Annotated in this window: 19 protein-coding genes; 12 read left to right on the top strand and 7 right to left on the bottom strand. The window is 35.2% G+C overall.

Going from position 1 to position 18,976, the window contains the following annotated elements:
- Positions 1–232: 232 nt before the first annotated feature.
- The 6 genes from ACN4EE_RS17295 to ACN4EE_RS17270 form a co-directional block, all read right to left on the bottom strand.
- Positions 233–1,732 (bottom strand): FtsZ/tubulin family protein, encoded by a 1,500-nt coding sequence (locus ACN4EE_RS17295; protein WP_431707710.1) that lies wholly within the window; start codon positions 1,730–1,732, stop codon positions 233–235.
- Positions 1,733–1,842: 110 nt separating this feature from the next.
- Positions 1,843–2,331, bottom strand: a complete 489-nt coding sequence (locus tag ACN4EE_RS17290; RefSeq protein WP_431707709.1) for a hypothetical protein — start codon at positions 2,329–2,331, stop codon at positions 1,843–1,845.
- 198 nt (positions 2,332–2,529) lie between these two features.
- A complete protein-coding gene (locus tag ACN4EE_RS17285; protein ID WP_431707708.1) occupies positions 2,530–3,609 on the bottom strand; it encodes an AI-2E family transporter in 1,080 nt (359 codons plus the stop codon).
- Positions 3,610–4,090: 481 nt separating this feature from the next.
- Positions 4,091–4,246, bottom strand: coding sequence for a hypothetical protein (locus ACN4EE_RS17280; RefSeq protein ID WP_431707707.1), 156 nt, complete (start codon positions 4,244–4,246; stop codon positions 4,091–4,093).
- Positions 4,247–4,379: 133 nt separating this feature from the next.
- Positions 4,380–4,712, bottom strand: a complete 333-nt coding sequence (locus ACN4EE_RS17275) for a metal-sensing transcriptional repressor (RefSeq protein ID WP_431707706.1) — start codon at positions 4,710–4,712, stop codon at positions 4,380–4,382.
- Between the two features lie 139 nt (positions 4,713–4,851).
- Positions 4,852–6,387: a DUF4335 domain-containing protein gene (locus ACN4EE_RS17270; protein ID WP_431707705.1), complete on the bottom strand. Its 1,536-nt coding sequence runs from the start codon at positions 6,385–6,387 to the stop codon at positions 4,852–4,854.
- A 93-nt stretch (positions 6,388–6,480) separates the two neighbouring features.
- Here ACN4EE_RS17270 and ACN4EE_RS17265 point away from each other — a divergent pair, with 93 nt between their 5' ends.
- The 7 genes from ACN4EE_RS17265 (at position 6,481) to ACN4EE_RS17235 (ending at position 13,186) form a co-directional block, all read left to right on the top strand.
- A complete protein-coding gene (locus tag ACN4EE_RS17265) occupies positions 6,481–7,674 on the top strand; it encodes a 4-hydroxy-3-methylbut-2-enyl diphosphate reductase (protein ID WP_431707704.1) in 1,194 nt (397 codons plus the stop codon).
- 161 nt (positions 7,675–7,835) lie between these two features.
- A complete protein-coding gene (locus ACN4EE_RS17260; RefSeq protein WP_431707703.1) occupies positions 7,836–8,477 on the top strand; it encodes a class I SAM-dependent methyltransferase in 642 nt (213 codons plus the stop codon).
- A 207-nt stretch (positions 8,478–8,684) separates the two neighbouring features.
- Positions 8,685–11,711 (top strand): L-glutamate gamma-semialdehyde dehydrogenase, encoded by a 3,027-nt coding sequence (gene pruA, locus ACN4EE_RS17255; RefSeq protein ID WP_431707702.1) that lies wholly within the window; start codon positions 8,685–8,687, stop codon positions 11,709–11,711.
- A 51-nt stretch (positions 11,712–11,762) separates the two neighbouring features.
- A complete protein-coding gene (locus tag ACN4EE_RS17250; protein WP_431707701.1) occupies positions 11,763–11,978 on the top strand; it encodes a type II toxin-antitoxin system HigB family toxin in 216 nt (71 codons plus the stop codon).
- A gap of 86 nt (positions 11,979–12,064) precedes the next feature.
- The gene (locus ACN4EE_RS17245) at positions 12,065–12,172 is read left to right on the top strand and encodes a type II toxin-antitoxin system HigB family toxin (RefSeq protein ID WP_431707711.1); all 108 of its coding nucleotides are present in this window, start codon (positions 12,065–12,067) and stop codon (positions 12,170–12,172) included.
- Positions 12,129–12,362, top strand: coding sequence for a hypothetical protein (locus tag ACN4EE_RS17240; RefSeq protein WP_431707700.1), 234 nt, complete (start codon positions 12,129–12,131; stop codon positions 12,360–12,362). The genes ACN4EE_RS17245 and ACN4EE_RS17240 overlap by 44 nt, the downstream gene beginning before the upstream one ends.
- An 89-nt stretch (positions 12,363–12,451) precedes the next feature.
- Positions 12,452–13,186 (top strand): Uma2 family endonuclease, encoded by a 735-nt coding sequence (locus ACN4EE_RS17235; protein ID WP_431707699.1) that lies wholly within the window; start codon positions 12,452–12,454, stop codon positions 13,184–13,186.
- 155 nt (positions 13,187–13,341) lie between these two features.
- Here ACN4EE_RS17235 and ACN4EE_RS17230 read toward each other — a convergent pair whose 3' ends face one another.
- Positions 13,342–14,235 carry an alpha/beta hydrolase gene (locus ACN4EE_RS17230; RefSeq protein WP_431707698.1) on the bottom strand — a complete coding sequence of 298 codons (894 nt, stop codon included), beginning with the start codon at positions 14,233–14,235 and terminating at the stop codon, positions 13,342–13,344.
- Between the two features lie 186 nt (positions 14,236–14,421).
- Between ACN4EE_RS17230 and secG the strand changes: the two genes are divergently transcribed.
- The 5 genes from secG to ACN4EE_RS17205 all read left to right on the top strand — a co-directional run bounded on the left by secG (position 14,422) and on the right by ACN4EE_RS17205 (position 18,692).
- Entirely contained in the window at positions 14,422–14,655 is a 234-nt protein-coding gene (gene secG, locus ACN4EE_RS17225; RefSeq protein WP_431707697.1) for a preprotein translocase subunit SecG, read from the top strand.
- 126 nt (positions 14,656–14,781) lie between these two features.
- Positions 14,782–15,495 (top strand): matrixin family metalloprotease, encoded by a 714-nt coding sequence (locus tag ACN4EE_RS17220; RefSeq protein ID WP_431707696.1) that lies wholly within the window; start codon positions 14,782–14,784, stop codon positions 15,493–15,495.
- Between the two features lie 152 nt (positions 15,496–15,647).
- The gene (mnmA, locus tag ACN4EE_RS17215; RefSeq protein ID WP_431707695.1) at positions 15,648–16,709 is read left to right on the top strand and encodes a tRNA 2-thiouridine(34) synthase MnmA; all 1,062 of its coding nucleotides are present in this window, start codon (positions 15,648–15,650) and stop codon (positions 16,707–16,709) included.
- Positions 16,710–16,796: 87 nt separating this feature from the next.
- Complete coding sequence (locus tag ACN4EE_RS17210) at positions 16,797–17,267, top strand: DUF4079 domain-containing protein (protein ID WP_431707694.1); 471 nt, start codon at positions 16,797–16,799, stop codon at positions 17,265–17,267.
- Positions 17,268–17,423: 156 nt separating this feature from the next.
- Positions 17,424–18,692 carry a glycosyltransferase family 4 protein gene (locus ACN4EE_RS17205; RefSeq protein ID WP_431707693.1) on the top strand — a complete coding sequence of 423 codons (1,269 nt, stop codon included), beginning with the start codon at positions 17,424–17,426 and terminating at the stop codon, positions 18,690–18,692.
- Positions 18,693–18,976: the final 284 nt, after the last annotated feature.

Below are 18,976 nucleotides of genomic sequence, written 5' to 3'. Positions count from 1 at the left end.
TCATTAATCCTTCCTCATCAAAAAACTTCATTAATCCTTCCTCATCAAAAAACCTCATTAATCCTTCCTCATCAAAAAACTTCATTAATCCTTCCTCATCAAAAAACCTCATTAATCCTTCCCCGTCAAAAAACCTCATTCACCCTTCCCCCTCAGAAAAGTTATTAAGCATTTGTGCTAAAAATAAGGGTTTTAGAGATTGCTTCGTATCTCGCAATGACAGAATATTTGCTTAGACTTTGCAAGTGAGATATATCGCCTTGGCTAATCCACCAACTCCCTGATTTGGCGCACCAAAATCAGCAGGATTCAACTCCCCGATCGAATTTTTCAAGGTTACAGTATTATCTAGGGTTAAAACATCCTTAGTACGATTGTCATCGTGTACCAAATCTGAAAGTTTTTCACCTTTGACACTGCGAGGATTGCTGAAATATTCCCTTGCCTTAAACAGTTTGATGGTTTCGTTATCGCAATAGTGAATGTCTCTCACCCACCGCAAAAAGTCTTCACACCAAGCGGTAATAGTTTTAATGGCTTCCTGTTGTTGTGAATCCCCTAAATCTGGTAATTCTTTACGAGTCACCATGCCCATAAATCCCCTGCCTTGGAAGAATTTGTCAAACCAAGCAAAACCATTTAACTCTTTAATGCCTTTATTTTGCCCTAACTCTAATTGAGGTTTAAATTCTGCTAACCAGATATAGGCGAAACGAGTAGCGTTAACTAATTTTGTCTTCACTTCCTCGCTTTCGGGTATATCATTCCACTGTAAAATTCCTGCCTGATTACGGGTGATAACATGGACATCTCGATCGAGATTTTCACAGAAAAAGTGACGGGCGGCTAAACCAGCGTAAAATTCGACAAAGTGCGATCGATTTACCTGAGTATCTTTACCTACACTAAACTCCCCTAACTTTTCCATCGTCTGATTACCGATAAGATATTTCGTGTCGAACTGTTGAGCTTGTTCTTTATAATATCTTAGGGCAGCTTCGGTATTGAGTAAAAATAACTCCGAACTAGCATACACTTGTTCATCAGCATTACCCGCAGGGAAGTTAAAATAAGGTAAACCGAAAATACAACCGATTTTGACTTTATCCCTTACCCCTTCTTTTTCTAGTTTGTTGGAAATTAACCGCCCGATGGTTGGTAAACCTGAAGCCCCTGTACCACCGAAGATTGAGCCACATAGCAATATTTTCGTGTCCGTACCTCCTCCAGAGTTACTTTTTACTTCAAAAATAAATTTTTGCCAAGGTTGTTCTTCCAGTCGATCGAGGTTGATTTGTGTCATAATACTAGAACCTATAGCTGGACGACCTCTAAAACCTACCTCTAATGACACTTGTCTTTCATCTTCTGTATAAAGCACATCAAAGAGGTTAGCAAGGGCTGGAGAGCTTTGTTTGAGCAGATTATAGGAGAAAAACGAGCCTAACTTTCGATCGGCATTATTATTAGTAAAAGGCGACCATACCCCGTAAGATTCTATATCAGTACTCATCCAAGGGGATTCTTCAGGATTGCCTTTCATTAATTCGTGACATTTTTGATAGACGCTGAGGGTTGTGTTCGATCGTTGTAGATTACCGTTTGTCTCATCTGCATCCACAAACAAGACTTTTAATTGCTTACTAGGAATCAAGCCCACAGAAGCTAGTTGTACGATCGCCTCAATACATTTTGCCCCCGTGCCTCCGACACCAATTACATATAAACTCATAATAAAAAATGAATAATGGATAATGAATAGTGGATAATTCTGCATTCTTAATTCTTAATTCTTAATTCTTAATTCTTAATTCTTAATTCTGCATTCTGCATTCTTAATTTCTAATTTCTGCCCATTAAATCGTTAATCAAGATTGCTAAAGGTACGGTTCTTCGCTTGAGTAGTCCGGGTGTACTGGTGACAGTGGGAAGCCAATATAATAAGAAAAGAGAGTTAAACCAAAACAACCCTATCATCGAAAGCAAGGTTTCTTGAATCAACTCCCCATTTTTATCTTGATTATTAAAATACACCGTTATACTAACTATAACAACTAAGAGAAATAAACCTATATACCATAGTAATTTATAAGTACTAGCATTGCCATTTTGATTTTTAAGTAAGATAACGCACCATAAGACAGTAAAAGTGACAGAAAAGCCAAAAATAATCCAAGCGGCGAGATAATATTGTTGAATCCAATCTTGCAGGGGAATGCTTCTAATTACTCCAAAAAAATTCTGCCGATAAAGCAAGGGTTGTAACCACATCATTATCACAAAACCCACGAGGGTAAAAATGATAATCCTCATAATTTCTCCGACTTTCATTATTTTTATGCCCGATAATTTCAGTTTTAATCTTGGTATTAAATTTTGTTATACTATAATATATATCAAACTTCCATGAATATTTCTAAAAAAAATCAAACTTTTATAACATTTTTTCTTAAGAAATGTAACAAGGAAATGATTAAAGGTTTATAGAAGTTGAATAATATTGAACTCTAGCTATTAATATAGTAACTTCTATTCTTCATCATTTACCATGTCTATTTCATCTATAGTGAAAGTATTTATTTCTTGGGTTAATTGCCAAGAATCAAAAATATCTTTAATTAAAATTTCTTTGATTAAAATTTGAGTCATAATAACTAAAGGCAGAGCTAAAAATAACCCTAATACCCCTAAAAAATTAGCAAAAATAATCTGTCCAATGATCACATTAGCAGGGATTAATTCTACTTTATTTTTTCTTAATTTAGGAATAATTATTCGATCGACTAGATGATAAATTCCAATATAAGCTATTAAAATCATCCATGATTTCCAATCCGAATAAAGAAAAGTTATCGCCATAGGAGAAATGACGCTAGTTATCGAACCGACATAGGGAATAAATGCTAATAAACCTGCTAAAAATGCTTGAGCAGAAACTAAGGGGATTTGAAAAATAGATAGGGTAATAAAGGTTAAAATAAATACGGAAATTATTTTGATAAAAGTATCTGCTAACCATTCTTCTAGTTCTTGGGTTATTATGTTTAAGATTTCATTGATTCTCGATCGATAAAAAGAAGGAAATAAACGAATAAAACCTTCTTTATAGGGAATAGGATCAACTAAAATCATTAAGGTTAAAGCTAATAATAATAAACCCGTTAATAATGCACCAAAAACTCCAGTAACAACGATAAAACCTCTTTTCAATAAATCATTTAATAAGGGTTGCAAATCTTCTAAAACTTGTTCTAAATCAGGTAAAGCATTTGCCCATTCAGAAGAAAGATTGTGTTTAAATTGATCTACTTCTAAAATAATTTTTTGAATCCCTAAAGGTACTAAATTATATAATTCTTGAAACTGAAATAAAAGAGAAGGAATTACTACTGTAATAAAAAATATAATTACAGTAAACAACAGTACGATCGAACCGAGAACAGCATAACCTCTTTTAATACCAAAATTAACTAATTGTTTAACAACAATATTTAAAATTAAAGCGAAAACAACGGCAGTAAAAACTAATAAAAGAATCTGTTTTATTTGCCAAATAATATAAATAAAAATTATGACGAGACTAAAACTAATCCATTTAGCAAAATCCATGATTAAATTATCCTAAGAATTAATAACTTTATTTTGTCTAATTAAGAGTATGAAAAATAAGATAATTACAGGAGCAAAAATAATAATAGGTGCGAGATAAGTTTCTGATTGAATTAAAAAATTATCCAAACCATGCTTAATTAAAAATGAAATTACAGTAGATAATAATAATACTTTACTTAAAAAAATAATTTGATTAACCATCGAGAATGAAGAATGAAGAATGAAGAATGAAGAATGAAGCAAAAATAATGTCGGGATTTAATATATATTCATCAAATTTATAATCTGATGTTACGAATTTACTATTGCCTCTTGCTTTTTGCCTTTTGCCTTCCTACAACTAAACTTAAATTATACCCTTGCTAAGTATATTAAAAAACCACCAAAACAGAATAATTAATACTCCGAATTAGTGGCTTTAAATTGATGAAAAATACCCTTACAAATAATGACATAAAATCATAATAGGGCGTAAATTTTACTCTTGGGTATCTTCTGAGGTTCGATTACCGCCATTACCGTTGTAATCTTTTCTTTTAAACTTGGAATTAAAACCAGTGGGTTTTTTTCTAAACTGCCTTGCGTAAGCCTTGTTACGTTCTGCTTTTTCTTTTTTTGGATTGCTTTTAGCCATTCTGTCCTCGTAAATAAATAAATTACTTCCAATCTTGAAGTAGGTTTTTGTAGAGAGTTAAGATTATTACTTGATTATACTAAGATATTGATCACTAAATCTTTTCCCATAGAAATTATAACACCATTAGGGATTAAGATGGTAAAAATCGATCGAGAGCAGATTTTAAAGTCTCAATTTCTTGCTCTATAGTACCGTCTTGAGCGGCACGGGTGATACATTCGCTTAAATGCTCATCGAGTATGAGTCTAGCCACCCTATCTAAAGCACCTCGAATAGCGGCAACTTGAATTAAAACTTCAGGACAATCCCTACCTTCACTAATCATATTCTTAATTCCCCTAACATGACCTTCTATGCGGGATAAACGATTAATAATTTTTCTTTGGGATTCCTCACTATGAATGTGACCATGATGAGAATGGGTATGAGAATGAGAGTGATGATCGGAAAAAGTTTGTGTCATGAAATGTTAACCTATTAATGAATTTATTGATCAAGTTATGCTAAAAGAAAATCTTTATAACTATTGACTGATATTAATTTTTGCCTTTTGCCTTTTGCCTTTTGCCTGTCTTCACCCGTAAACTTAGATAAGTTCTAGCTTATCTGTTTTCGTGAAAAGTTTGCACGTTGCCATTAGGACTTAATATTAATCTTACGGTAACATTTTCTTGATCTGAAAAAGGTGAAGTGATTTTCTCCCCTAAAAGTGGTATGCCCGTTCGATCGAGAAAAACAATAGCCACTTGTCCAACGGGAGTAACTTTCGCTAAAGAACCATTTTGATTAAATTTTAAACGATATTCGATACTTTGTTTCAAGTTTTCTGGGGGTTGCCATTTATTCTGAAAGTATTGTTTTACGTCACTAGAGACAATTCCAGCAGATTTTTGATTATCCAGAGAATTTAAACGGCTTATTTGTTGTTCAAAATTAGGACGAGTTTCGATGACATTAGGAGAAATACTATTTAAACTATTAATACCCGGTAAGGGAGTATTAGAGGATTTGGGAATAGTGGTATTTGTGGCAATTTGTGGGTTATTCGGTTGTAAAGTCGGTAAAGTCGAAAGACGAGAGGGATATTGAGGAGGAGAGGGAGGCGCTTGTGTAGGTTGAAAAGACGGGGTAACGGGAGGAGGTAATGGTTGTAACGCCATTATATTGGGGGCAGTTGTTTCCTGCATCGTGGGAGGGGGTAAGTTAGGAATGGCAGGGGCTGGAGGTTGGGGTACAATAATTAAATTGGCTTGTTGACTAGGTTGAGGGGGAATATTATTATTAGATTCGGAAGTATTGTTATTAACGATATTATTGTCTAAGGATTGGGGAGGTTGAGTAATGGTAGGGGGAGGAGGCAAAAGGGCTTCTCTATTTCTGAGACTTTCTGGCACTTCTGGCGCTACGATCGAAGGTAAGGTGTTAGGATCGAGAGGATTAGGAGGTATAACATCCTCCATATTAGAAGGGATAATCTCCGCTTCTGTTGATTGTGTAGGAATACTATCGGCAAGTTGTCGCTCATAACGCCACCAGATACCGCCTCCTAAAGCAAAAGCTAAGGCGGTGATGGTAATACTTAAACCGATATGACTAGAGAGAGAATGATCTGATTCAGGAATCGGTTTTGTGGCATCATAATGATAGGCACAAAGAGCGTTAACAAAATCAAATAATTGAGTATTGGTCAAAATTACTTCTAAGGTTTCTTCTTTGGGAAAAAAGCATTGATAAAATAAGCGATGACGATAGCTAGAATCTCGACTGATGGAGATAAATTCTTCTTGGTTATCCAATGGCAAGGCACAAGTTAAAGACTCTACTTCTAAACTTTCTGTTTCTAAATATTTGCCAATATATTCATTGACTTTTTCTCTTAATTTTTCCAGCAAATTTCGATCGCCTAATATAATACTTTTTTCACTTTTAGGTAATCTAGGATCGTCAAAATGAAGTTGAAAACTAAACTGAGGAGGAAAAGTTTTTGCACCCCAATTACCCCAAAAATGAGGATGATAAATCTCTAAAGTACAGGTAGGAGGAGTATAACGCCGAAAAGAAGAAGTATTGATAACCATACTAAATGCAAATGTGCCTTTTTTTTGGCATGGGATAAACAAAACCCTATTATTACACATCTGATTGCCTACCTGTTGTTTTCATCATTTTTCTTTTGTCGAACTGAGGTTAAGATAGTGTCAGGAATCATCAAAGATTAACTTAAAATAATCATGGATACAAAGACTTTTAAACGCAATCTCCAACAATCAGATAACTACCATCGCAAAGGATTTGGACATCAAGAAGAAGTTACTGCTACTTTAAATCAAGAATATCAAAGTACTTTAATTCAGTCTATTCGTCAAAATAACTACACCATGACAAAGGGTGATGTTACTATTCGCCTCGCCGAAGCCTTCGGTTTTTGTTGGGGAGTAGAAAGGGCTGTAGCTATGGCGTATGAAACCCGTACTCATTTTCCTACAGAAAAAATTTGGATTACTAACGAGATTATTCATAATCCTTCTGTGAATCAACGGTTAAAGGAGATGAATGTGGATTTTATTCCGATGACAGGAGTAAATAAAGATTTTTCTGTGGTTAATACAGGAGAAGTGGTGATTTTACCTGCTTTTGGTGCTAGTGTGGGAGAAATGCAGTTACTTAATGATAAGGGTTGTACGATCGTGGATACAACTTGCCCTTGGGTTTCTAAAGTCTGGAATTCTGTGGAAAAACACAAAAAACGCAGTTATACTTCGATTATTCACGGTAAGTATAAGCACGAAGAAACCGTTGCTACAAGCTCTTTTGCAGGTACTTATTTAGTAGTTTTGAACATGGCAGAGGCACAATACGTTGCCAATTATATTCTTAACGGAGGAGATAAGGAGGAGTTTTTAGCTAAATTCAAAAATGCTTATTCAGAAGGTTTTAATCCAGACACGGATTTAGAAAGGTTAGGTATTGCCAATCAAACTACCATGCTTAAAAGTGAAACGGAAGCCATTGGTAAATTGTTTGAGCAAACCATGATGAAAAAGTACCCTGTAAGCGAGTTAAATGAGCATTTTATGAGTTTTAATACCATTTGTGATGCTACTCAAGAAAGACAGGATGCCATGTTAGATTTAGTAGAAGAAAAGCTAGATTTAATCGTGGTTATCGGTGGTTTTAATTCTTCTAATACTACTCATTTACAGGAGATTTCGATCGAACATAATATACCTTCCTATCATATTGACAGTGACGATCGAATCTTTTTAAATAATAAAATAGAACATAAACCGCTCGATCGAGATTTAGAGATTAAGGAAAATTGGCTTCCCCAAGGAAAAATTACGGTGGGTATCACTTCTGGGGCTTCTACTCCTGATAAAGTTGTGGAGGATGTCATCGAGAAAATTTTTATCTCCAAATCGTAAATACTAGGACGCATTTAATTTAACTCAGAAGTTTGATGGTAATAGATTTCTTCATTAATGATGATTTTACCACCGTAGAACAGGCATCTTGCCTGTTTTTCCGAATATGTCTAAGTATAATGATATATTGATTAAACCATCAAAATAAGCTAATGCTAAATATGAATCAAGAATTTGATTATGGTTGGAAAAATGAAAAACCCAATCATTCCCATAATTATTATTTACCTGCCATCTTGTCGATGTTACCTCCACCTGTAGCATCTACTGGAGAAAAAATTAAAATCCTAGATTTAGGATGTGGTAATGGTTCTCTTACTTCAAAAATTGCTGAACAAGGATTTAGTGTTACAGGGATTGAAGAATCTGAGTCGGGAGTAAAAATAGCTTCGGAAAACTTCACTAACTGTAGTTTTTTTGTAGGAAGTATTTATGATTTAAAATATCAAGAACAAGGATTAGAAAATGCTTTTGATATTGTAATTTCATCGGATGTGATTGAGCATTTATTTTTTCCTAGAAAATTAATTGAAGCCTCAAAAAAATGTTTAAAACCCAACGGACAACTTTTAATTACCACCCCTTATCACGGATATTGGAAAAATTTAGCTTTAGCTATTTCAGGAAAATTTGATAAACATTTTACTGTTTTGTGGGACGGAGGGCATATAAAATTTTTCTCAGTTAAAACCTTAACACAGTTATTGGAAGAAAGCGGATTTACTGATATTAAATTTGATTTTGTCGGGAGATTACCTTATTTGTGGAAAGGAATGTTAAGTTTTGCTACTATTAAGAAATAAGAAGCATTTATTATTAACTGGATTTAAGCATTTTTACCAAAAATCAAAAGTAATTGTTATACTTACCATACAAAAAAAATGCAGTTTATCGACACTATTCATTACATGATATAATAATAAAGCTCAAACTTATGCAAAATCAGCATTATAGCACCTAAAAGCAAAGAAAAATTAGGGCTATTTTATTATATTTATTAGGTAAATTTTATGGTAGCTTCAATAGATAATGTCTCGACATACGAAAAGACAACACAATCGATCGCACGGGATTTAATCCAAGCCACAAGGCAGAAAGGCAATATTTTCAAGCAACTCAAAGAACAAATGCAGTTCGATGATAAACTCATGAATTGGACAATGAGTAACCCCGGTTTAAGGGTTCAACTGTTTAGATTCATTGATGCGTTACCTGCATTAAGAAGTAACAACGAAATTGCTAGACATTTACAACAGTATTTAACCACCGAAGAAGTAGAATTACCAGATGCCCTCAAAGGTATTCTAAATTTTACTGAACCAAATTCCCCTCCTGCTCAAATTGCTTCTGCAACTATCACCAAAGCGGTGGAAACTCTAGCCTATAAATATATCTCAGGGGAAACCATCAAAGAGGTAATTAAAGCCGTTGAGAGAATCCGCAAAGAGAAAATGTGCTTTTCGATCGATCTGTTAGGGGAAGCGGTTATAACAGAAGTAGAAGCCGAATCTTATCTACAAAATTACCTCGATTTAATTACCCAATTAAGCGAACAAGCGAAAAAATGGTCAAATATTCCCGAAATTGACCAAGCTGACGGCGAAAATCTCCCCAAAGTGCAAGTATCCGTCAAATTAACCGCTTTTTACTCCCAATTCGATCCCGTCGATCCTGAAGGTGCTAAACTCAAAGTTTACGATCGAATCCGCACGTTATTACGCCACGCTCAACAGTACAATACATCTGTTCATTTCGACATCGAGCAATATACTTACAAAGACGTGGTTATCAACCTATTGCGAGAGTTGTTGATGGAGGAAGAATTTAAAACCCGTACCGATATTGGCGTAACTTTACAAGGCTATCTGCGAGACTCGGAAAAAGACTTACAAGATTGGATTACATGGGCAAAAAAACGAGGTAATCCTATTACTATTAGACTGGTGAAAGGGGCATATTGGGATCAAGAAACCATCAAATCTCGTCAAAATCACTGGCAACAGCCCGTATTTAACGATAAAGCAGAAACAGACATCAATTATGAAAAGTTAACTCGTCTTCTCCTCGAAAATCACGATTATTTAAACTCTGCTATTGCTTCCCATAATGTGCGCACTCAAGCAAACGCCATTGCCATTGCAGAAACCTTGAAAATTCCTAAACGCAAATTTGAATGTCAAATCCTCTACGGTATGGGGGAAACTTTAGCCCGTGCGATCGTCAAAAGAGGGCATAGAGTTAGGGTTTATGCACCCTACGGGCAGTTATTACCGGGTATGGCTTATCTTATCCGCCGTTTGCTCGAAAATACTGCGAATAGCTCCTTTTTACGCCAAAATGCGGAGGAAAAACCCATTGATGAATTAGTTGCACCCCCAAGTATCCCCCCCCGCCCCCCTTTGAAAGGAGGGAGTAATAATGAAGAAGTCTCTTTTACTAAGGGGGATTTAGGGGAATCAAATCAAGGCTTTCAAGGTGCGCCAGATACAGATTATGGTAGAGAGTCTAACTTGACAAAAGCTCGACAAGCGTTGACTATAGTTCACAATCAGCTAGGTAAAACTTATCTACCCCTGATTAACGGTACATACGTTCAAACTGAGGAATATATCGACTCCGTTAACCCTTCTAATCCTAGTGAAATTGTCGGTAAAATTGGCTTAATTTCCCTCTCTCAAGCGGATAAAGCGATGGAGTCGGCAAAACAGGCTTTTAAAACTTGGAGTAAAACCCCTGCAAAACAAAGGGCGGATATTTTGCGCAAGGCAGGAGATATTATGGAAGCAAAACGCCATGAATTAACTGCTTGGATGTGCTATGAAGTTGGTAAAATAATTAAAGAAGGTGATCCTGAAGTATCTGAAGCTATTGATTTTTGCCGTTATTATGCCGATGAAATGGAAAGGCTCGATCGAGGCTATAATTACGATGTAGCAGGTGAAAACGATCGATATTTCTATCAGCCTCGTGGCATTGCTTTAATTGTCTCCCCTTGGAATTTCCCCTTTGCTATCTCCACAGGGATGACAGTCGCCGCCTTAGTCGCTGGAAATTGTGCCTTACTCAAACCTGCCGCTACTAGCACGGTTATTGGCGCAAAAATCGCTGAAATTCTCACAGAAGCGGGGATTCCTGACGGAGTTTTTCAGTATATACCGGGTAAAGGTTCAGTTGTGGGCGATTATCTCGTTAAACATCCTGATATTCACCTTATCGCATTTACAGGATCAAGGGAAGTGGGTTGTAAAATTTATGCCGATGCGTCTATCGTGCAACCCAAGCAAAAACACCTCAAACGAGTCATTGCCGAAATGGGGGGTAAGAATGCCATTATTATCGATGAAAGTGCCGATTTAGATCAAGCAGTGGCAGGAGTTGTACAATCTGCCTTTGGTTTTAGTGGGCAAAAATGTTCGGCTTGTAGTCGATCGATCGTGCTTTCTACCGTCTATGATGCCTTTGTGGAAAGATTGACAGAAGCGGTAAAATCCCTCAACGTGGGTGATGCCAAAAATCCTAGCACAAAAGTAGGTCCTGTCATCGATGCTACCGCCCAAAAACGCATTTTAGAATATATCGAGCAAGGCAAACAAGAAGGTAAGTTAGCTATTCAAGTAGCGACTCCTGAAGTCGGTTATTTCGTGCCTCCCACCGTCATTGTGGACATTCCCGAAAATGCTACCATTGCCCAAGAGGAAATTTTTGGACCTGTATTAGCTGTAATCAAAGCTGACAATTTCGATCGAGCTTTAGAAATCGCTAATGGTACAGATTATGCCTTAACAGGTGGTTTATACTCTCGTACTCCCGAACATATCGATCGAGCTTACAAGGAATTTGAAGTAGGCAACCTATATATTAATCGAGGTATTACAGGTGCGATCGTTGCTCGTCAACCCTTCGGCGGTTTTAAATTGTCAGGGGTAGGCTCAAAAGCAGGAGGACCTGATTATCTGTTACAATTTTTAGAACCCCGTGTTGTGACTGAAAACATCCAACGACAAGGCTTTGCCCCCATCGAAGGCGCAGACAATTAATAGGTAGGGTGGGCAATGCCCACCTTTTTGATATTATGATTCAGAATTTTTATGCACATTATTACTCAAAAAAGATTGAAAGAATTTTGGCAAAAATATCCTGATTCTGAAAAAAGTTTAAGAATTTGGTATGATCGTACTAGGGCATATAATTGGAATAACTTAACAGAATTACATCAAATTTTTCCTAATGCTGACTTAGTTAAAAATTTAATCGTTTTTAATATAGGAGGTAATAAATATATAGCAATCATAAATCATCCGTGAGAAATTGAAAATAAGTTCCCCCCTTTGTTTAAGGGGGGTTAGGGGGGATCAAATTCTTACAAATCAGATAGGAATGCTATAGATTAATTACTTTTGTTGATTTTAATTATAAAAAAGTCTTTATCCGTGAAATTTTAACCCATAAAGAATATGATAAAAATAAATGGAAGCAAGATCAATGGTTTAACAACTAAAGATCAATATTTAGAATTATTAATTAAATTTCCTCCTCGCCCTATCAAATCAGAGGAAGATTTTGAGCAGGTTCAAACAATTATTGATAACTTGATAGATCAAGATTATTTAACAGTTGATGAACAAGATTATTTGAATGTTTTAGGCTGTTTAATTAGAGATTATGAAGAGATATATCATCAAATATAAAAAATAATTAATACAATTTGAGTTTGGGTAAAGCGTTATTTTGGTAGAAAAAGTTATAATGAAAAAAAGGTTTAAGGAAATAGAACACAATGGTAGCACAATTACAAATTCCCACTAACAACGAAGTAGAATTTATCCCCAAACCTGACGTTAGCAATTTAATTACAGAGGATGATACACCCGTGGATAATTTTGGTTCAGCAAAACAACAAAGATTTTTAACGAACATTCTTTACAATGCCAGAAAAGATCAAGTTTTTTTAGCAGATGCGAATGTTGGTATTTATTATAATATTGGTCAACCGCCCATTGTACCAGATTTTTTCTTGAGTTTAGGTGTGACTACTCCTCCCAATTTGTGGGAAAAAAATCATCGTTGTTATCTTGTTTGGGAATTTGGAAAAACTCCCGAAGTTGCCATCGAAATTGTCTCCAATAAAGTAGGAGGAGAATTAGATGAAAAGCTGAAAATTTATCAAAATATGAGAGTCATTTATTATGTTGTTTTTGATCCTCAAAAATATTTAAGTGACAAGGTTTTAAAGATATTTAAACTCACAGGAATCAATTATCAAGAAACCTCAGAAACTTGGTTAGAAGGAGTTAATTTAGGGTTAACTTTATGGGAGGGAGAATTTGAAAATTTTAATGGTGTTTGGTTGCGTTGGTGCGATGAAAATGGTAATTTACTTTTAACGGGGGATGAATCGGCACAAAAAGCTATTTTAGAACAAAAAGAAGAACAAAAAAGAGCCGAAAAAGCCGAAAAAGAATTACAAGAATTAAAAGAAAAATTGCGTCAACAAGGTATAAATCTTGATTAAATTTGGAGTATTATAAAATATTTATGAAGATAGGGAAAAGGCAAGAGGGAATAGGAGATTATCAACTTTTAATTTTTATTTGAATAAAACTTTTGTTCAATAATTGCTGATATTAAGAGACTTTTATTCTCAAAGGAAAAGAGTCACTTTTTAACTTAAAATTGACGATAAAAATTAACCACTTCCGTTAAAAATTCTTCGGTGGATTCATAAGGTAAAACATTTCGCCCTTTTAATATTTTACTCTCTATATTAGATATATTTTGGGTGTATAATTCTATTCTTTTTTCAGGGCTTTCTTTGAAACCTTCTTTACTAACACTGGTGGCTTTTTCTCCTATCAATAGTAAGATTTTTTGCTCTAATTTTTTCATTAATTTTGAATAATCTTTACGCCAAAATCCTGCTAAAAAAGAAAATACTGCATACCGACTTTTCACCTCGATCGAACTTTGTGATAACATATCTAACCATTCATCATCAACATTTTGAGCCTCAGCAAATAATTCTTTAATGGAAAAAGATTTAATAAATTCACGACGACGGGCATATTGATAAAATAATGAACCGATAAAAGAATCAAAAAACAGATTCCAAATAATCTCACTAATACGCAGATTACCACCATTAATCATAATATTCCATGCGGGAGGACCTGACAAGATTAAACCTTTAATTAAGTCAGATTTTAAGTCACCACTTGCCATATAAATTGAGATGGGAAAAGAAGCACCTTGCACAACTAAAATAACAGGTTTTTTGACTATATTATTAATAAAATAGTTTAACTGATTTGCCCAATCTTTCGGATCATAAGCAATGCGAGGTAAATCAGAATTACCACAACCTAATAAGTCGGGATTATAAATCGGTAATTCACTATTTAATTTACTCTCAGCTTGAAGAAATCTATGCCAAAAATTGCCTGATAATCCCACCCCAATAGGATGAATTAATACGATCGCAATCTCATGGGATCGATCGATATTATGACAGGTATAGGCACATTTATATTTATTCCACGAATAATATTGAATTGAAGATGACATTTATCGTTTAATTAAAAAATTTGATACCATAACTGTATCTTATATTCCTTTGCTTGACCACTATCGCTTAAAATAAAAAATGAAAGCATTAGTATTTGATTAGTAATTTAATCTTGACTCTTGCCTTTTGCCTCTTGCCTTTGTTATTGACTATAATAGTTAGGGAAAATTATATATTTATTAATTATGGGTGTTTATCAAATAGTACAAATTGTCTGGGCTGTATCAGCAGGATTATTAACAGTTTTAGTTTTATTACATTCCCCTAAAGGAGACGGTTTAGGCGGTATAGGCGGACAAGCGCAACTATTTGCCAGTGCCAAAAGTGCAGAAGCAACTCTTAATCGTGTTACATGGATTCTCAGTTTAACTTTTATTAGTTTAACCGTTGTTTTAAGTGCTGGATGGTTGAATAATTAGGAATGAAGAATTAAGAATTAAGAATTAAGAATTAAGAATTAAGACATTTTACCTATTACCTTGCTAACTATAAGGATGCAATTTTTTAAAATTAGGTCTATTATTAAGAGTAAAATTAACTTAGTATTGTTAACATTTTTAACAATCATATTTACCCTAAATATATCTTTTTTTGTTAATGGGAAAGAAAGCAATCTACCACCATTAAAAATTCATCCTTTACCTGTATCTTTACAACAGTGGACTTCAGAAACTCAAGAAAATTATTTTAGCGAAATTCAACCTCATTTAGCAGGTTATTTGATTTGGTCAAGTTTTCCTGTTAGGGTGTATGTACAATCCCCCGATGAAGATTTATCTCCTGCTGGTTTAACTCAATTTCAGCAATGGCAAAAAGCCGTCAGAATTGCGATCGAATCATGGAATCCTTATCTACCTTTGATAGAAACAGATGATTCTGATAATGCGGATATTTTTATCTATCGCCGTCATCCCCCCCTCAAGTTAGAAATTAACCCCGAAACTGGCTTATTTAACCGCCCTAGGGCAACAGCCGCCACTACCACAGTAAATTTTTATTTGACACCAACTCCACCAGTACAATTACGACATAGGATGTCGATCGAAGTCAACCCCCATCAAACATTTGATTACTTAGTAACTAATATTACCCATGAATTAGGACACGCGCTAGGTATTTGGGGGCATAGTTTGGATACTAATGACGTGATGTATCATTCCCATAGTCGAGAAATACCCAGTATTTCGCCCCAAGACATTAACACCCTCAAAAAAATCTATCAACAACCGACTCGTCTTGGTTGGAATATTGATACATAATTAGGATTAGACTTCGATCCTATTTATGATTTGATCACTGTAGAACATACAAGATGCCTGTTTTTCTGGATAGGTCTATTTTATTGTCACAAATTGTTAGAATAGATATAACTTCATTATTTATTCCCATTGTTTTTTATTTTCCGAATTTTATGGTTAAAGTTGTAGTAGGTTTATCGGGAGGCGTTGATAGTTCGGTAGCGGCGGCTAGTTTACAAAGTCAAGGTTATGAGGTGGAAGGGTTAACTCTGTGGTTGATGAAGGGTAAAGGGCAATGTTGCTCAGATGGTATGGTGGATGCGGCTTATATTTGTGAGCAGTTAGGGATTCCTCATCATGTGGTGGACACCCGTGAGCTTTTTCAAACTTATATTGTGGATTATGTGGTGGCAGGATATGAGGCAGGAATTACTCCTTTACCTTGTTCTCAATGTAATCGGGTTGTCAAGTTTCCTCCTATGTTAGAGTATGCTCAAAAAAATCTCGGTATTGATAAAATCGCTACGGGGCATTATGCTCGGATTCGCTATGATGAACAGTTCGATCGATACCAACTCTTGAAAGCCATCGATGATACGAAAGATCAATCTTATTTTCTCTATGATCTCACTCAAGATTTATTATCCCATTTAATTTTTCCTTTGGGTGAACAAACTAAAACCGAAACAAGAGCTATGGCTAGTAAGTTTGAACTAAAAACTGCTGATAAACCCGATAGCCAAGATTTATGCCTCATTGAAACTCACGGCTCAATGAAAGACTTTTTAGACAAGTATATCCAACCCAAACAAGGGCAAATTGTGGATTTAAAAGGTAATGTTTTAGGAGAACATACAGGTATTCATCATTATACGATCGGACAAAGAAAAGGCTTAGGTATTGCTTACGCTGAACCTTTATATGTAGTCAAACTCGATCCTGTGATGAATCATGTTGTTGTCGCAACACGAGATCAAGGTGGTAAGACAGAATGTATAGTTAACCGTATGAATTGGGTTTCGATCGAACCTCCCGAAAATCCTATTAAAGCGGAAGCCAAAATTAGATACCGCACTCCTCCTCAAACCGTCAACGTCATCCCTTTAGATAATCAAAGAGTCAAATTGATTTTTGATGAACCTCAATTTGGTATTACACCCGGTCAAGCGGCTGTATTGTATCATGAAGATTTACTCTTAGGCGGTGGCATTATCCATAAGGATATGGAGAATTAAGCTGTAATTTTCGTTTTGCAGATATAAGTCGAACTCGATCATGTTAATTTATATTAAGTAACTTGAAATAAATAAGGTGAAGAAACAATGAATTTTGAGATTCCTCAAGCTGTAAAAACATGGTCACAATTCGGACATCCTATTTTAATGTGGGTATTGTTTGCAACGGCTCTTTATGCTCTATATTTAGGCATAAAAGCTAAAAAAACTCGTCAAGCGGATAAAGAAGCTAGAAAAGAGTTAATTAAAGGTAATTTTGCCAATCGTCATCATAAAGTAGGGGCTATTTTTATGGCTTTGGTTGTCTTAGGTACGATCGGAGGTATGGCGGTGACTTATATTAATAATGGTAAATTATTTGTGGGACCCCATTTATTAGCAGGATTAGGAATGATGGCAATGGTGACGGTTTCAGCATCTTTAGTACCCTATATGCAAAAAGGAAATGCTTTCGCTAGATTTACTCATGTGGGAATCAATATGAGTATGCTGTTAGTTTTCGGTTGGCAAGCATTTACTGGAATTGAAATTTTACAAAGAATTATCAGCAAATTATAGATTAACAATTTACTTGTAGGGTGGGCATTGCCCACCAATTACCACAAGTCGAATTTGTGTGTTTTCTGGAAAAATAGTGAGGAACTTTTAACAGACTTTGTGCTGATATTTTCGGTAGAATTGATAACGATATAACATTTATGTTTTGCTACTTTAATGATGCCAGAAAAAACCAGAATTTTATTTATCCATCCTAATTTTCCAGCACAATTTCGCCATTTAGCAATGGCAATGGGAAAAGATCCCAAATTTGAGGTAATGTTCGCTACAAAACGTGAAGAAGGGCAAATAGAGGGGGTTAAGAAGATAATTTATGAGGTGTCCAGAGAAGCAAGACCAGAAACTCATCACTACGTTAGAACTTTAGAGAATGCTGTATTACAAGGGCAAGGGTTGTATCGTGTAGCGACAGAATTAAAAAAACAAGGTTTCTATCCTGATATTGTATATGGTCATTCGGGTTGGGGACCTACTTTATTTATTAAGGATATTTTTCCCCGTGCCACTTTTTTGTGTTATTTTGAATGGTTTTATAATGCTCATGGTAGCGATGCAGATTTTGATCCTAGTGATCCTCTTTCGGCGGATGATGAAGCTAGAATAAGGGTAAAGAATGCCCCTATTTTAATCGATCTCTACAGTTGCGATCGAGGTTTATCTCCCACTCAATGGCAAAGACAACAATTTCCTCCCGAACTTCGATCGAAAATTACGGTTTTACATGACGGAGTGGATACAGAATATTTTAAGCCCAATCCCGACACAAAATTAGTGATACCAAGAATCAACTTAGATTTAAGTCATGTATCAGAAATTGTAACCTATTTAGGGCGAGGCATGGAGCCTTATCGGGGGTTTCCTCAACTAATCGAAACTATTAGTATTTTACAAAAACGCCGTCCTAATACTCATTTTGTCATAGTTGGTCAAAATCGGGTTGCCTATGGTAAACAATTACCAGAGGGGCAAAATTATAAGGATTTAATGTTACAAAAATTTCCCCTTGATTTAAGTCGAGTCCATTTTACAGGGTTACTCGGTTATGATGAATACCTCAACGTTATTCAAAATTCTTCCGCCCATATTTATTTAACTCGTCCTTTTGTTTTATCATGGTCAATGTTAGAAACCATGGCGACGGGTTGTGTTTTAGTAGCTTCGGATACTCCTCCCGTCAAAGAGTTAATTCAAGATAATTATAATGGTTTATTAGTGCCGTTTTTTGCCCCTGAAAAAATCGCCGATCGAGTAGAATATGCCTTAGATAATCCTGATATTATGGCAAAAATTCGAGTTAAAGCACGGGATTCGATCGTTAAAAATTATAATCTTCAAGACTTATTAGCACAACATTTAAACTGGATAAAAACAGGAAAATTAACAACATCACCTCCTCGCAAAGCTAAGAAAAAAGGATTCAAATAGTGAGTGAAGATGAAGAATTAATAACTCTGTCTGTTGCCTTTTGCCTACCTCCACCAAAAGACTTTTTCAGTATCCCCTCTTCATTCAATAGCAGGGCGTTTTCATTCACAAAATTTGATTTAATTAGGGTTTGCTGAATAAATCAGAAGTCTATTAAAATCAATGGTTTGAACATACTACATTAACTAAAAAGTGTTCAATTTTCACAATTTTTACTGAAAAACTGAGCATTTTTTACTAAATTTTATTTAAAACAATCTGGTAATCATGCGTTAATACAAAGC

This window comes from Geminocystis sp. CENA526, from assembly GCF_050753365.1.
GTDB lineage: Bacteria > Cyanobacteriota > Cyanobacteriia > Cyanobacteriales > Cyanobacteriaceae > Geminocystis.
The sequence above is the reverse complement of the archived record's forward strand: the minus strand, read 5'-3'. Positions and strand labels throughout refer to the sequence as shown.